Here is a 14,950-nt window from a genome sequence, read left to right on the forward strand (position 1 = left end):
CAGCAGGCTTAAAAACCCGTTGCCTGCGAAATCACGTTATCCCACCCTAAACTGTGCGCTGAGCCAGCCGGAAAACGCCATCATGGCGGCGCTTTCGGCTCGCGATTGCAACCGCGTTAGCCAGTAGCCTCCAAGGTTGATTGCAGCGGGAAAAGGGCGCACAAGTCTCTCCGTTTGCAGCAGGTGATTGAAAATCTTACAGGGAGCGAGCGCGATACCCGTCCCCAAAAGCGCGGCTTCGATCATGGTCAAGGAAGAGTCGAATATCATCACCGGGTGCGCGGGCGAAGGCGGATGTTCGTTAATGCTCTGCAACCAGTGACTCCACTCATCACGGCGAAAAGAACGTAGCAGCGTAAATTTATGCACGTCAGCAGGTTGCTGTAACTGCTGGGCAATCGCTGGAGTGCACAGCGGAGACAGTGGGGCATCGCAAATAAACCGTGCCTCTGTGCCGTGCCAGGCACCGCTACCGAAGCGAATGGTGTAATCGTGGCCTTCGGCGGCCGGATCAACGCGATTATTGTGGGTGGAGAGTTGCAGTTCAATATGCGGATGATGGCGGTTGAAATCGTCCAAACGCGGTAACAGCAAACCTACAGCAAAGCTTCCCACCACACCCACTTTGAGTTTTTCGCGCACTTGCCCGGCAGAGAAGCGATCCAGGGTATTGGCAATACGATCGAAAGAGTCATTTAACACCGGCAACAGACTTTCGCCTTCGGTGGTTAACATCAGTCCGCGCGAAACACGCACAAACAGTTGGCAACCCAGTAGCTGTTCTAGTGATTTCACCTGCTGGCTGACTGCCGCATGGGTGACATGCAGTTCAATCGCAGCATTAGTAAAGCTTAGATGACGCGCAGCTGCTTCGAAAGATCTGAGCGCATTGAGCGGAATGTAAGGGCGAACCACGATTTCACCTGTAAGATTTTCTTTTGTCAGACGCTAAAATTAACAGTTTGTTGCTGCCTGTCAAACTGGGCAAACTGCACGCGAAACAACAACCCGGAAGGTTAAACACAGTGAAATTAATTTCTCGAACGTTGATAGCGACGGCATTGGCATCGGTATGCTCTATGAGTATTGCAGCCACTCCTGATGTGGAAACTACCGTGAGTAAGGCAATAAAACCGCTGATGCAGCAGCAAGGTATCCCCGGCATGGCGGTGGCGGTGATCGTTAAAGGCCAGCCTTACTACTTTACCTGGGGTATGGCTGATGAAGCACAGCATCGTCCGGTGACAGAAGACACCCTCTTTGAACTGGGCTCTGTGAGCAAAACCTTCACCGGGGTACTGGGTGGCGTCGCCGTGATAAAAGGCGAGATTGCGCTTAGCGATCCGGCCAGCCAATACTGGCCGGCACTTAACACGCCGCAGTGGCGCGACGTCACTCTGCTGCAATTGGCGACTTACAGCGCAGGTGGCTTGCCGTTGCAGGTTCCGGACGCAGTCACTGACGAGAATGGGCTGGTAAACCTCTATCAACAGTGGCAACCACAGTGGTCACCGGGAAAAACGCGTCAGTATGCGAACAGCAGTATCGGTCTTTTTGGGGTTTTAGCGGCAAAACCCAGCGGGCTTTCCTTTGAGCAAGCCATGCAACAACGCGTGTTCACGCCGCTTAAGCTCAATCACACCTTTATTACTGTACCGGATGCGGTCAAAAATTCTTACGCCTGGGGCTATCGCGATGGCAAACCCGTACGTGTATCACCGGGCATGCTAGATGCAGAATCCTATGGCGTGAAGTCCTCCATAAAAGATATGTCGCGCTGGATGCAGGCGAATATGGACCCGCAACAGGTCGCAGATAACACGTTACAGCAAGCGTTGGATCTGGCGCAAACGCGTTTTTATCGCACCGAGGCCTTATATCAGGGGCTGGGTTGGGAGATGCTTAACTGGCCAGCTCAGGCCGCAATGGCAGTGAGGGGTGCCGATAACCCGATCGCGATCGGGCCGCAGCAGGTGTTGGATGCGCAATCACATCCTCGTGTGGATGCATCATGGGTTCACAAGACGGGAGCAACCGGCGGGTTTGGTGCCTATGTCGCTTTTATCCCTGAAAAGCAGGTAGGGATCGTTATGCTGGCGAATAAAAACTATCCGAATACCGAGCGGGTAAAAGCCGCGATGCAAATTTTAAAGGCATTACAGTAATCGGGAGGGGCGGATTTTTTTGCCCCTAACTTCTGAGCATGATTGGTGACAGTGAACGTAGGTAGGAGCACCAGGAAAACTGTCTGCACGCGTAACGGGGTATTTTGACGAATCAGAAGGGTAAATCAGGTATAACATCACTCTTGCTACAAAAAACGCGTTGGTGTGGGATATTTACCGTTTCCTAAGCAGCTCCCTATAAAGCGCTGTTGGCACCGCACAGAGCGCGTTTGTATAAATGCCGTTGCAATAAATTTGCTATATTGCCAGCTCTACGACGTTAGACTGAGTGGATGGAATTTATCTGAATATGCACATAGGCGTCAGAGCACAACAAAAAGAACGGACGCGCCGTTCTCTCATTGAAGCGGCTTTCAGCCAGCTCAGTGCCGAACGCAGTTTTGCCAGCCTGAGCCTGCGCGAAGTCTCGCGGGAGGCCGGTATTGCGCCGACCTCGTTCTATCGCCACTTCCGCGACGTAGATGAACTGGGGCTCACCATGGTCGACGAAAGCGGCCTGATGCTGCGCCAACTGATGCGCCAGGCACGTCAACGCATTGCCAAAGGCGGCAGCGTGATCCGCACGTCGGTATCCACCTTTATGGAATTTATCGGTAACAATCCCAATGCATTCCGGCTGCTGCTGCGTGAGCGCTCCGGGACTTCCGCAGCGTTTCGCGCGGCGGTAGCGCGTGAAATCCAACATTTTATCGCCGAACTGGCGGATTACCTCGAGCTGGAAAACCATATGCCGCGCAGCTTTACCGAAGCGCAGGCGGAAGCGATGGTGACCATTGTGTTCAGTGCCGGTGCGGAAGCGCTGGATGTGGATATCGAACAGCGGCGGAAGCTCGAGGAGCGGTTAGTGTTGCAATTGCGGATGATTTCCAAAGGGGCTTATTACTGGTATCGTCGCGAGCAAGAAAAAGCATCTGTATCCCGCGTATAACAAGGTGAAAATAATGGAAAAATCCTGTCGTGAGAATGGTACTTTACTGCTGGCGTTGATTGCCGGTCTGTCGATTAACGGCTCTTTTGCCGCGCTGTTCAGCTCGGTGGTGCCGTTTTCGATCTTCCCGTTGATTGCTTTGGTGCTGGCGGTGTATTGCCTGCATCAACGTTACCTGAGCCGACCCATGCCGGAGGGGATGCCGAAGCTGGCCGCCGCCTGTTTCCTGCTGGGTATCCTGGGGTACAGTGCGATCGTCCGAGTGGAATACCCGCAGATTGGCTCTAACTTCCTGCCATCCATTGTCTGTGTTGCACTGGTATTCTGGATTGGATTCCAATTGAAGAGACGTGATTCTGCCGCGCAATAAGCTTTATTTTCAATGAAATGGCGGGCATCGAGCCCGCCTGATAATCTATCAGCGGCGTTCCAGCAACACACCGCATTCCATATGGTGGGTGTAAGGGAACTGATCGAACAGCGCCAGACGGCTGATGTTGTGGGTTGCCTGCAGTGTTTCCAGGTTGGTGCACAGCGTTTCCGGGTTGCAGGAAATGTACAGAATGCGTGGATAGGCCTGCACCATCTTCAGAGTATCGTCATCCAGCCCGCTGCGTGGTGGATCGACAAAAATCGTCTCGCAATTATAACTCGCTAAATCAATCCCTTTCAGCCGGTTGAATTCACGTACGCCGTTCATCGCCTGAGTGAAATCCTCTGCTGCCATGCGGATGATCTGCACGTTGTCGATCTGATTGGCCGCAATGTTGTACTGAGCTGCGGCAACGGAAGGCTTGGCGATTTCGGTGGCCAGCACGCGTTCGAAGTTGCGCGCCAGCGCCAGTGAGAAGTTGCCGTTACCGCAATACAGCTCCAGCAGATCGCCCTGCGAACCCTGCGTAACGTCCAGCGCCCATTCCAGCATCTGCACGTTCATCGCGGCATTGGGTTGGGTAAAACTGTTTTCTACCTGGCGATAAATCATGTCGCGACCGGCGACCGGCAATACTTCGTCGACATAATCCTGATCCAGCATGATTTTCATCTTCGACGCACGGCCAATCAGCTGCACATCAAAGCCCTGTGCGCGTAGCGCATCGCGCAGTGCCGCCGCATCCTGCTGCCATTGTTCATCCAGCTTGCGGTGATACAGCAGTGAGGCAATGATTTTGCCGCTCTGCGTGGACAGGTAATCAATCTGGAACAGTTTATGGCGCAGCACCGGGTTGGGTTTGATGGCGGCGATCAGCGCGTGCATCAGCCGGTTAATCAGTTCGCTGGCGGCTGGGAAGCTGTTGACGCGGATGCGCTGTTTGGTCTGCTGATCGAACATGATGTGGTACATCTCGTCTTCATCATGCCAGATACGAAATTCCGCACGCATACGGTAGTGGCTGACGGGTGAGCGGAACACTTCCGGCTCAGGTGCCCTGAACGGTGACATCATCGTTTTCAGACGGGCAGTTTTCTCCGCCAGTTGGTCGTCATAGCGTTCAGTGGGCAAAATCTCGGGCGTCATGGCTCTTCTCGTCAGGCAAATTGGATCAGCGTGGATTGTAGGGAATCAAGCCGTGAAGTCCAGTTTTGTTAGGTTCGCGACCTTATTGGCTGTCTAGACATCTATTTTCATTGATCGTAGCATGTTCATCCGGCCTCAAGCAGCGAGTGAAAAGGGAATCCAGTGCAAATCTGGAGCTGACGCGCAGCGGTATGGGGAAGTCACGGCGATAGCGTTTTTACGCAGACACTGTCCACTGCTGGATGGGAAGTCATCGCCCGGTGCCGGTTGCCCACGGCAATCTGCAAATCCCAAGCCCGAAAACCTGCCGGTGTACGTCGCAAAATCCATGGCCGTCGCGAATTATCGGCTGTGATCCTGCGGCATCCGCCAATTAAGTTTGGATGCTTTTCTTTATGACAATGATAAAAAATACACTGCTGGCGGTGGTTTCCTCCGTGACGGCAGTTTCTGGCTGGGCGCAAGACAACACCACAACCCATAATAGCGACACCCTGGTGGTGAGTGCCAATCGTTTCCCGCAGCCAGTTTCTTCCGTGCTGGCCCCGACCTCGGTCGTCACCCGCAATGATATCGATCGCTGGCAGGCCAAGAGCGTAGTCGACGTAATGCGCCGATTGCCGGGGGTGGATATCGCACAAAGTGGCGGCCTGGGGCAGAGTTCCGCCGTCTTTATACGCGGTACCGAATCCCGACATGTGTTGTTGCTGATTGACGGTATCCGCCTGAATCAGGCCGGTATCACGGGTTCCTCTGATCTGAGCCAGATCCCGATTTCGCTGGTGCAAAAAGTCGAATTTATCCGCGGTGCTCGCTCTGCCGTCTACGGTTCCGACGCCATTGGTGGGGTGATCAACATCATTACTACTCGTGAGAAGGCGGGTTCCTCACTTTCTGCCGGTGTCGGCTCGAATGGCTATCAGGAGTACGACGGTGCTACGCAACAGCAACTGGGGCAAAATACCGTCGCTACCTTGGCTGGCAATTATACCTATACCAGAGGGTTTGACGTAGTGGCCAACTTGCCGGACAGCTTTGGCAATCCGGCACAGCCCGATCGTGACGGCTTTATGAGCAAATCGCTGTATGGCGAACTGCAACACCAGTTTACCGAGCAGTTGGGCGGATTTGTGCGTGGTTATGGCTATGACAACCGCACGGCCTATGATGGTAGCTATAACTATCAAGATCCCCTGCATCCTGATGCTTTGCCCGATACTCGCCAGCTCTATAGTCAGTCGTGGGACAGCGGCCTGCGCTATCGCGAGGGGATTTATGCCACGCAGTTAACGGCCAGTTACAGCCACAGCAAAGACTATAATTATGACCCGAAATATGGTCGCTATTCCGCCTCATCGACCCTGGATGACGCCACACAATATAATGTGCAGTGGGGAAATAACTTCCAGGTGGCTCAAGGTAGTGTCAGCACCGGCGTTGATTGGCAGGAGCAGAAGCTCGAACCAGGCACCGCTTATATCACCGACAGCAAAAGCCAGCGCAATACCGGGCTGTATCTGACTGCACAACAGCAGTTTGACGCTATTACCCTGGAAGGAGCGGTGCGTGGTGACGATAACTCACAATTTGGTTGGCACAATACCTGGCAAACCAGCGCCGCTTGGGAGTTTGTTGAAGGCTATCGTGCGATTGCATCTTACGGCACTGCGTTTAAAGCGCCGACTCTCGGGCAGCAATATGGCGACTTTGGTGGTAACGCGAATTTGAAGCCGGAAGAGAGCCAGCAGTGGGAAGGGGGCTTTGAAGGGCTGACTGGCCCGGTGACCTGGCGTGTGACGGGGTATCGTAACGATATTGATAACCTGATTGGTTATTCGTCCAGCAGTTCCGCTCCTGCTTATTACAATGTGGATCAGGCTACGATTAAAGGTATCGAAGCCACGGCCTCCTTTGATACCGGGCTATTCACCCATCAGATCAGCTATGACTATGTTGATCCGCGCAATGCCAAGACGAATGAGGTGTTGGTTCGTCGTTCCAAACAACAGGTCAAGTACGAACTGGACTGGCAACTCAAGGATTTCGACTGGGCAGTCACTTATCAGTATCTTGGGGAGCGCTATGACACTGATTACAGCACCTACCCAGAGCAGCGTGTCCAACTGGGCGGTGTCAGCCTGTGGGATCTCGCAGTTTCGTATCCGGTCACATCTCATCTGACAGTTCGTGGTAGAATTGCCAACCTGTTTGATAAAGATTACGAGACGGCTTATGGCTACGTTACTCCAGGAAGAGAATATTACCTCACTGGAAGCTATATCTTCTAAAAGCACCGTGACACCACGCCCGACGGTGCTGATATTTGATTCCGGCGTCGGCGGGTTATCGGTGTATCAGGAGGTTCGGCAACTGTTGCCGGATCTCCACTATATTTATGCCTTCGATAACGTGGCATTTCCCTATGGTGAGAAATCCGAAGAGTTCATCGTGGAACGTGTGCTGGAGATCGTCACTGCCGTTCAGCAGCGCCATCCTCTGGCGATTGTCATCATCGCCTGTAATACCGCCAGTATCGCCTGCTTGCCTGCTTTGCGTGAACGCTTTACTTTCCCGGTGGTTGGTGTGGTGCCAGCGATCAAGCCTGCGGCTAAACTGACGGCGAATGGCATCGTTGGCTTGCTGGCGACACGCGGTACGGTTCAGCGTTCTTATACTCATGAGCTGATTTCTCGTTTCGCGACCGATTGTAAAATCGAACTGCTGGGTTCTTCGGAGCTGGTGGAGTTGGCAGAGGCCAAACTGCATGGTGAAGAAGTGCCACTGGCGACGCTGAAGAAAATCCTGCAGCCGTGGTTGAGTATGCGCGAGCCACCGGATACGGTGGTGCTGGGGTGTACCCATTTCCCTCTTTTATCTGAAGAACTGATGCAGGTCCTGCCAGAGGGGACGCGACTGGTGGATTCCGGTGCGGCCATCGCCCGTCGGGCCGCTTGGCTTATCTCGGCGCAAGAAGGCTTGGTCTCAACCCAGGAAGAGAATCTGGCCTATTGCATGGCATTGAATGAAGATACTGACGCTTTATTGCCCGTTTTACAGGGTTACGGCTTCAAATCGTTGAAAAAACTGCCACTTTAAATACATTTTGATTAAACATTCAACGGTCGGCAGAAAAAGTGAATTTAGGGGTTGCGGCGCTCTGAGAACTCCCTATAATGCGCCTCCACTGACCGGGAACAACGACTGATAAGGTCGCCCAGCCAGGAAGTATCAACCCGGTGAAAACACCGCATCTCGGCAGAGAAAAAAGGTTGACTCTTCAGCGGGAAAGCGTATTATCTGCCTCCCGCGTTACCGAGAAACATGCCGGTAACCAACGCTCTTTAACAATTTATCAGACAATCTGTGTGGGCACTCACAAGACGATATCCAGCTGCTTCGGCAGCAAAAAAATATCAAGTCTTGAAGAGTGACCAAAGCAGTAAACAGTTGAACTTCGGTTCAAATGTCTATTTGCAGAAAGTAATCTTTGAGCATCGCTTTACTTGTTAAAGCAAATCGAACTTTTAATTGAAGAGTTTGATCATGGCTCAGATTGAACGCTGGCGGCAGGCCTAACACATGCAAGTCGAGCGGTAGCACAGGGAGCTTGCTCCTGGGTGACGAGCGGCGGACGGGTGAGTAATGTCTGGGAAACTGCCCGATGGAGGGGGATAACTACTGGAAACGGTAGCTAATACCGCATAACGTCTTCGGACCAAAGTGGGGGACCTTCGGGCCTCACACCATCGGATGTGCCCAGATGGGATTAGCTAGTAGGTGGGGTAATGGCTCACCTAGGCGACGATCCCTAGCTGGTCTGAGAGGATGACCAGCCACACTGGAACTGAGACACGGTCCAGACTCCTACGGGAGGCAGCAGTGGGGAATATTGCACAATGGGCGCAAGCCTGATGCAGCCATGCCGCGTGTGTGAAGAAGGCCTTCGGGTTGTAAAGCACTTTCAGCGAGGAGGAAGGGTGTGGTGTTAATAGCGCCATGCATTGACGTTACTCGCAGAAGAAGCACCGGCTAACTCCGTGCCAGCAGCCGCGGTAATACGGAGGGTGCAAGCGTTAATCGGAATTACTGGGCGTAAAGCGCACGCAGGCGGTTTGTTAAGTCAGATGTGAAATCCCCGCGCTTAACGTGGGAACTGCATTTGAAACTGGCAAGCTAGAGTCTTGTAGAGGGGGGTAGAATTCCAGGTGTAGCGGTGAAATGCGTAGAGATCTGGAGGAATACCGGTGGCGAAGGCGGCCCCCTGGACAAAGACTGACGCTCAGGTGCGAAAGCGTGGGGAGCAAACAGGATTAGATACCCTGGTAGTCCACGCTGTAAACGATGTCGACTTGGAGGTTGTGCCCTTGAGGCGTGGCTTCCGGAGCTAACGCGTTAAGTCGACCGCCTGGGGAGTACGGCCGCAAGGTTAAAACTCAAATGAATTGACGGGGGCCCGCACAAGCGGTGGAGCATGTGGTTTAATTCGATGCAACGCGAAGAACCTTACCTACTCTTGACATCCACGGAATTTGGCAGAGATGCCTGAGTGCCTTCGGGAACCGTGAGACAGGTGCTGCATGGCTGTCGTCAGCTCGTGTTGTGAAATGTTGGGTTAAGTCCCGCAACGAGCGCAACCCTTATCCTTTGTTGCCAGCACGTAATGGTGGGAACTCAAAGGAGACTGCCGGTGATAAACCGGAGGAAGGTGGGGATGACGTCAAGTCATCATGGCCCTTACGAGTAGGGCTACACACGTGCTACAATGGCATATACAAAGAGAAGCAAACTCGCGAGAGCCAGCGGACCTCATAAAGTATGTCGTAGTCCGGATTGGAGTCTGCAACTCGACTCCATGAAGTCGGAATCGCTAGTAATCGTAGATCAGAATGCTACGGTGAATACGTTCCCGGGCCTTGTACACACCGCCCGTCACACCATGGGAGTGGGTTGCAAAAGAAGTAGGTAGCTTAACCTTCGGGAGGGCGCTTACCACTTTGTGATTCATGACTGGGGTGAAGTCGTAACAAGGTAACCGTAGGGGAACCTGCGGTTGGATCACCTCCTTACCGAATGATATTGATTGAGTGAGTGTTCACAACAGATTGTCTGATAGAAAGTAACGAGCAAAAGCGCTACCTGTTGATAAAGGTTGGCGATGATTCCTGAGTGCTGAGGCGTTTGCGGCTGTCGAGTGCAGTAACAAACAACAAGGGCGTTCGATTTTTCTGGAAAAATCTCACCTTTACACAAAAATAGCAACGCATGCGTTGCTGGCAATTTTTGTGTCCCCATCGTCTAGAGGCCTAGGACACTGCCCTTTCACGGCTGTAACAGGGGTTCGAATCCCCTTGGGGACGCCATCCGATAATGCGTGAAAGACATTATCACTGGTTATTTAAACCGAAAAAATCGTAAAGATGACTCTCACGAGTCGTGTTTACGATATTGCTCTTTAACAATCTGGAACAAGCTGAAAATTGAAACCTGACAGCAGAAACTTATCCCTCCGTAGACCTATTGGGGTAAGAAGTACCCTGTCAGAGAGTCTCTCAATGATTTACAGCACGAATTTGTCTTCTGTTTACAGGAAACACCTTCGGGTTGTGAGGTTAAGTGACTAAGCGTACACGGTGGATGCCTAGGCAGTCAGAGGCGATGAAGGGCGTGCTAATCTGCGAAAAGTGTCGGTAAGGTGATATGAACCGTTATAACCGGCAATACCCGAATGGGGAAACCCAGTGCAATCCGTTGCACTATCATGTCATGAATACATAGTGGCATGAGGCGAACCGGGGGAACTGAAACATCTAAGTACCCCGAGGAAAAGAAATCAACCGAGATTCCCCCAGTAGCGGCGAGCGAACGGGGAAGAGCCCAGAACCTGAATCAGTTTGTGTGTTAGTGGAAGCGTCTGGAAAGTCGCGCAGCAAAGGGTGATAGCCCCGTACACTAAAATGCACATTCTGTGAGTTCGATGAGTAGGGCGGGACACGTGACATCCTGTCTGAATATGGGGGGACCATCCTCCAAGGCTAAATACTCCTGACTGACCGATAGTGAACCAGTACCGTGAGGGAAAGGCGAAAAGAACCCCGGCGAGGGGAGTGAAACAGAACCTGAAACCGTGTACGTACAAGCAGTGGGAGCCTCTTTTATGGGGTGACTGCGTACCTTTTGTATAATGGGTCAGCGACTTATATTTTGTAGCAAGGTTAACCGTATAGGGGAGCCGTAGGGAAACCGAGTCTTAACTGGGCGTCTAGTTGCAAGGTATAGACCCGAAACCCGGTGATCTAGCCATGGGCAGGTTGAAGGTTGGGTAACACTAACTGGAGGACCGAACCGACTAATGTTGAAAAATTAGCGGATGACTTGTGGCTGGGGGTGAAAGGCCAATCAAACCGGGAGATAGCTGGTTCTCCCCGAAAGCTATTTAGGTAGCGCCTCGTGAACTCATCTTCGGGGGTAGAGCACTGTTTCGGCTAGGGGGCCATCCCGGCTTACCAACCCGATGCAAACTCCGAATACCGAAGAATGTTATCACGGGAGACACACGGCGGGTGCTAACGTCCGTCGTGAAGAGGGAAACAACCCAGACCGCCAGCTAAGGTCCCAAAGTCATGGTTAAGTGGGAAACGATGTGGGAAGGCATAGACAGCCAGGATGTTGGCTTAGAAGCAGCCATCATTTAAAGAAAGCGTAATAGCTCACTGGTCGAGTCGGCCTGCGCGGAAGATGTAACGGGGCTAAACCATGCACCGAAGCTGCGGCAGCGACGCTTAGGCGTTGTTGGGTAGGGGAGCGTTCTGTAAGCCGTTGAAGGTGGTCTGTGAGGGCTGCTGGAGGTATCAGAAGTGCGAATGCTGACATAAGTAACGATAAAGCGGGTGAAAAACCCGCTCGCCGGAAGACCAAGGGTTCCTGTCCAACGTTAATCGGGGCAGGGTGAGTCGACCCCTAAGGCGAGGCCGAAAGGCGTAGTCGATGGGAAACGGGTTAATATTCCCGTACTCGGTGTTACTGCGAAGGGGGGACGGAGAAGGCTAGGCTGGCCGGGCGACGGTTGTCCCGGTTTAAGCGTGTAGGGGGAGAGAATTGGTAAATCCGTTCTCTTATTCAACCCTGAGGCGTGATGACGATGCACTACGGTGCAGAAGCAGTTGATGCCAAGCTTCCAGGAAAAGCCTCTAAGCTCCAGGTAACACAGAATCGTACCCCAAACCGACACAGGTGGTCAGGTAGAGAATACCCAGGCGCTTGAGAGAACTCGGGTGAAGGAACTAGGCAAAATGGTGCCGTAACTTCGGGAGAAGGCACGCTGGCGCGTAGGTGAAGTCCCTTGCGGATGGAGCTGAAGCCAGTCGCAGATACCAGCTGGCTGCAACTGTTTAATAAAAACACAGCACTGTGCAAACACGAAAGTGGACGTATACGGTGTGACGCCTGCCCGGTGCTGGAAGGTTAATTGATGGGGTTAGCCGCAAGGCGAAGCTCTTGATCGAAGCCCCAGTAAACGGCGGCCGTAACTATAACGGTCCTAAGGTAGCGAAATTCCTTGTCGGGTAAGTTCCGACCTGCACGAATGGCGTAATGATGGCCAGGCTGTCTCCACCCGAGACTCAGTGAAATTGAACTCGCTGTGAAGATGCAGTGTACCCGCGGCAAGACGGAAAGACCCCGTGAACCTTTACTATAGCTTGACACTGAACATTGAGCCTTGATGTGTAGGATAGGTGGGAGGCAGTGAAGTGTGGACGCCAGTCTGCATGGAGCCAACCTTGAAATACCACCCTTTAATGTTTGATGTTCTAACTCGGCCCCGTGATCCGGGGTGAGGACAGTGTCTGGTGGGTAGTTTGACTGGGGCGGTCTCCTCCCAAAGAGTAACGGAGGAGCACGAAGGTTAGCTAATCACGGTCGGACATCGTGAGGTTAGTGCAAAGGCATAAGCTAGCTTGACTGCGAGAGTGACGGCTCGAGCAGGTACGAAAGTAGGTCTTAGTGATCCGGTGGTTCTGAATGGAAGGGCCATCGCTCAACGGATAAAAGGTACTCCGGGGATAACAGGCTGATACCGCCCAAGAGTTCATATCGACGGCGGTGTTTGGCACCTCGATGTCGGCTCATCACATCCTGGGGCTGAAGTAGGTCCCAAGGGTATGGCTGTTCGCCATTTAAAGTGGTACGCGAGCTGGGTTTAGAACGTCGTGAGACAGTTCGGTCCCTATCTGCCGTGGGCGTTGGAAGATTGAGAGGGGTTGCTCCTAGTACGAGAGGACCGGAGTGAACGCACCGCTGGTGTTCGGGTTGTCATGCCAATGGCACTGCCCGGTAGCTAAGTGCGGAACAGATAAGCGCTGAAAGCATCTAAGCGCGAAACTAGCCTCGAGATGAGTCTTCCCTGGGCCTTTAAGGCCCCTGAAGGAACGTTTAAGACTAAGACGTTGATAGGCTGGGTGTGTAAGTGCAGCGATGCATTGAGCTAACCAGTACTAATGAACCGTGAGGCTTAACCTTACAACACCGAAGGTGTTTTTAGAGACGAAATATTGAAGTTTTAATTTTCAGCGATGTTCCTAGATTGGTTCCGGTGGTTGCGTGTGAAGACATGTGACGGCTTGGAATGAAACAGAATTTGCCTGGCGGCAATAGCGCGGTGGTCCCACCTGACCCCATGCCGAACTCAGAAGTGAAACGCCGTAGCGCCGATGGTAGTGTGGGGTCTCCCCATGCGAGAGTAGGACACTGCCAGGCATCAAACAAAGGTTATCAGAGTGACATCTGGTAATAGCAAAATCGCCACGGTGATTTTGCCGGTATCAAAAGATACCGCATGAAAGAATCGGTGGAGCGGTAGTTCAGTTGGTTAGAATACCTGCCTGTCACGCAGGGGGTCGCGGGTTCGAGCCCCGTCCGTTCCGCCACTTATTTAGATTATGCCTGCTAATTTTAGCAGGCATAATGTTAAGCACGATTTAGGGGCGTAGCTCAGTTGGTAGAGCACCGGTCTCCAAAACCGGGTGTCGCGAGTTCGAGTCTCTCCGCCCCTGCCATATTAGAAACCCTTTGCGAAAGTGAAGGGTTTTTTTTGCTTTAAATTCTCCTCACACAATCTCACTGCCGCAGCATCTTGCCTAATACTCCTGCCGAAACCGTTCCCATTTTAGACATTTTTAGCTGAATCCATGCACAAATTGGTTGTAATACTAGGGTGTGATACCGCTCATCATTCCAATCTGTAGTTCAGCTACATCTTATTAGCCCTAAAGTTTTCTGGGCACATCTCACTAAAGCGAATATACCAACAGCCATCTCTGCCTGAGCTTGTTGCATGCTGAGCAGAGCAAGGAGAAAAACATGTATAAGCGTTTACTGTTAGCGGCCGCCGTAAGCGGTGTGTTGATGGGGGCGGCTCAGGCTGCACCATTGGTTGTCGGCTTTTCTCAGATCGGTTCTGAATCAGGGTGGCGTTCGGCAGAAACCAAAGTGTCGAAACAGGAAGCGGAGAAACGTGGTATTACGCTGAAGATCGCTGATGCGCAACAGAAACAGGAAAACCAGATTAAAGCGGTAAGATCTTTTATTGCACAAGGTGTTGATGCCATTTTCATTGCACCCGTGGTCGCTACCGGCTGGACCCCGGTGCTGCAAGAAGCGAAGGAAGCCAAAATCCCGGTCTTCTTGCTGGATCGCATGATCGAAGTGAACGATCCATCGCTGTATACCGCTGCTGTTGCTTCAGATAGCGTGCATGAGGGCAAGGTAGCAGGGGAATGGCTAGTAAAAGAAGTGGCTGGCAAACCTTGTAACGTTGTGGAACTACAGGGTACGGTCGGATCCAGCGTGGCGATCAACCGCAAGAAAGGTTTCGCTGATGGCATTGTGTCTGCCGATAACGTCAAAATAATTCGTTCACAATCCGGTGATTTTACCCGCAGCAAAGGTAAAGAAGTGATGGAAAGCTTTATTAAGGCTGAACAGAACGGTAAAAACATCTGCGCCGTTTATGCCCATAATGACGATATGGCGATTGGCGCTATTCAGGCTATTAAAGAAGCGGGTCTTAAACCAGGCTCACAAATCAAGGTTGTTTCCATCGACGGTGTACCGGATATCTTCAAAGCCATGATGAACGGCGAGGCCAACGCTACGGTTGAACTGACGCCAAACATGGCAGGCCCAGCGTTTGATGCTCTCCTGGCGATGAAAAAAGACGGTACCCAACCAACCAAATTCATCCAAACCGAATCAAAACTGCTGCAACCTGACACCGCCAAGCAGGAATTCGAAATGAAGAAAAGTATGGGTTATTGATGG

Annotated in this window: 8 protein-coding genes, 3 tRNA genes, 3 rRNA genes and 1 riboswitch; of the genes, 12 read left to right on the plus strand and 2 right to left on the minus strand. The window is 52.3% G+C overall.

Translation table 11 applies throughout. From position 1 onward, the window contains the following. Nucleotides 1-36: 36 nt before the first annotated feature. Nucleotides 37-915 (minus strand): LysR family transcriptional regulator AmpR, encoded by an 879-nt coding sequence (gene ampR / locus ACX9GT_RS00735; RefSeq protein ID WP_473189389.1) that lies wholly within the window; start codon nucleotides 913-915, stop codon nucleotides 37-39. Nucleotides 916-1,079: 164 nt separating this feature from the next. On the opposite strand from ampR, the gene ampC reads away from it, so the two are divergent. From ampC to ACX9GT_RS00750, 3 genes are all read left to right on the plus strand, one after another. Then, a complete protein-coding gene (gene ampC / locus ACX9GT_RS00740) occupies nucleotides 1,080-2,165 on the plus strand; it encodes a class C beta-lactamase (RefSeq protein ID WP_473189390.1) in 1,086 nt (361 codons plus the stop codon). Nucleotides 2,166-2,481: 316 nt separating this feature from the next. After that, nucleotides 2,482-3,114 carry an HTH-type transcriptional repressor FabR gene (gene fabR, locus ACX9GT_RS00745; RefSeq protein WP_459402896.1) on the plus strand — a complete coding sequence of 211 codons (633 nt, stop codon included), beginning with the start codon at nucleotides 2,482-2,484 and terminating at the stop codon, nucleotides 3,112-3,114. Between the two features lie 13 nt (nucleotides 3,115-3,127). Beyond that, nucleotides 3,128-3,484: a YijD family membrane protein gene (locus ACX9GT_RS00750; RefSeq protein ID WP_473189391.1), complete on the plus strand. Its 357-nt coding sequence runs from the start codon at nucleotides 3,128-3,130 to the stop codon at nucleotides 3,482-3,484. A gap of 48 nt (nucleotides 3,485-3,532) precedes the next feature. Here ACX9GT_RS00750 and trmA read toward each other — a convergent pair whose 3' ends face one another. Beyond that, nucleotides 3,533-4,633 (minus strand): tRNA (uridine(54)-C5)-methyltransferase TrmA, encoded by a 1,101-nt coding sequence (trmA, locus tag ACX9GT_RS00755; protein ID WP_473189392.1) that lies wholly within the window; start codon nucleotides 4,631-4,633, stop codon nucleotides 3,533-3,535. 113 nt (nucleotides 4,634-4,746) lie between these two features. Next, nucleotides 4,747-4,958: riboswitch (cobalamin riboswitch) on the plus strand. A 70-nt stretch (nucleotides 4,959-5,028) separates the two neighbouring features. On the opposite strand from trmA, the gene btuB reads away from it, so the two are divergent. The 9 genes from btuB (at nucleotide 5,029) to ytfQ (ending at nucleotide 14,947) form a co-directional block, all read left to right on the plus strand. Next, nucleotides 5,029-6,921, plus strand: a complete 1,893-nt coding sequence (gene btuB / locus ACX9GT_RS00760) for a TonB-dependent vitamin B12 receptor BtuB (RefSeq protein ID WP_473189393.1) — start codon at nucleotides 5,029-5,031, stop codon at nucleotides 6,919-6,921. Then, nucleotides 6,866-7,729, plus strand: a complete 864-nt coding sequence (murI, locus tag ACX9GT_RS00765; RefSeq protein WP_473189394.1) for a glutamate racemase — start codon at nucleotides 6,866-6,868, stop codon at nucleotides 7,727-7,729. Before btuB ends, murI begins: the two co-directional genes overlap by 56 nt. Nucleotides 7,730-8,158: 429 nt before the next feature. Next, nucleotides 8,159-9,699: ribosomal RNA gene (locus ACX9GT_RS00770) — 16S ribosomal RNA — on the plus strand. A gap of 218 nt (nucleotides 9,700-9,917) precedes the next feature. Continuing rightward, nucleotides 9,918-9,993: transfer RNA gene (locus ACX9GT_RS00775), tRNA-Glu, on the plus strand. Between the two features lie 247 nt (nucleotides 9,994-10,240). Next, a 23S ribosomal RNA gene (locus ACX9GT_RS00780) occupies nucleotides 10,241-13,150 on the plus strand. 121 nt (nucleotides 13,151-13,271) lie between these two features. Continuing rightward, nucleotides 13,272-13,387, plus strand: a 5S ribosomal RNA gene (rrf, locus tag ACX9GT_RS00785). The 16S, 23S and 5S rRNA genes sit together here with 3 tRNA genes alongside, the layout of an rRNA operon. A 93-nt stretch (nucleotides 13,388-13,480) precedes the next feature. Beyond that, nucleotides 13,481-13,557: transfer RNA gene (locus ACX9GT_RS00790), tRNA-Asp, on the plus strand. 53 nt (nucleotides 13,558-13,610) lie between these two features. Next, nucleotides 13,611-13,686 (plus strand) — tRNA-Trp (locus ACX9GT_RS00795). A gap of 304 nt (nucleotides 13,687-13,990) precedes the next feature. Beyond that, complete coding sequence (gene ytfQ, locus ACX9GT_RS00800) at nucleotides 13,991-14,947, plus strand: galactofuranose ABC transporter, galactofuranose-binding protein YtfQ (RefSeq protein WP_473189395.1); 957 nt, start codon at nucleotides 13,991-13,993, stop codon at nucleotides 14,945-14,947. Nucleotides 14,948-14,950 lie beyond the last annotated feature (3 nt).

The organism is Serratia sp. YWN4 (genome assembly GCF_055790845.1).

Coding starts and splice junctions, on each gene's coding strand:
- ampC (WP_473189390.1), top strand. CDS start 1,080: ATGAGTATTGCAGCCACTCCTGATGTGGAAACTACCGTGAGTAAGGCA.
- ACX9GT_RS00750 (WP_473189391.1), top strand. CDS start 3,128: ATGGAAAAATCCTGTCGTGAGAATGGTACTTTACTGCTGGCGTTGATT.
- trmA (WP_473189392.1), bottom strand. CDS start 4,633: ATGACGCCCGAGATTTTGCCCACTGAACGCTATGACGACCAACTGGCG.
- btuB (WP_473189393.1), top strand. CDS start 5,029: ATGACAATGATAAAAAATACACTGCTGGCGGTGGTTTCCTCCGTGACG.
- murI (WP_473189394.1), top strand. CDS start 6,866: ATGGCTACGTTACTCCAGGAAGAGAATATTACCTCACTGGAAGCTATA.
- ytfQ (WP_473189395.1), top strand. CDS start 13,991: ATGTATAAGCGTTTACTGTTAGCGGCCGCCGTAAGCGGTGTGTTGATG.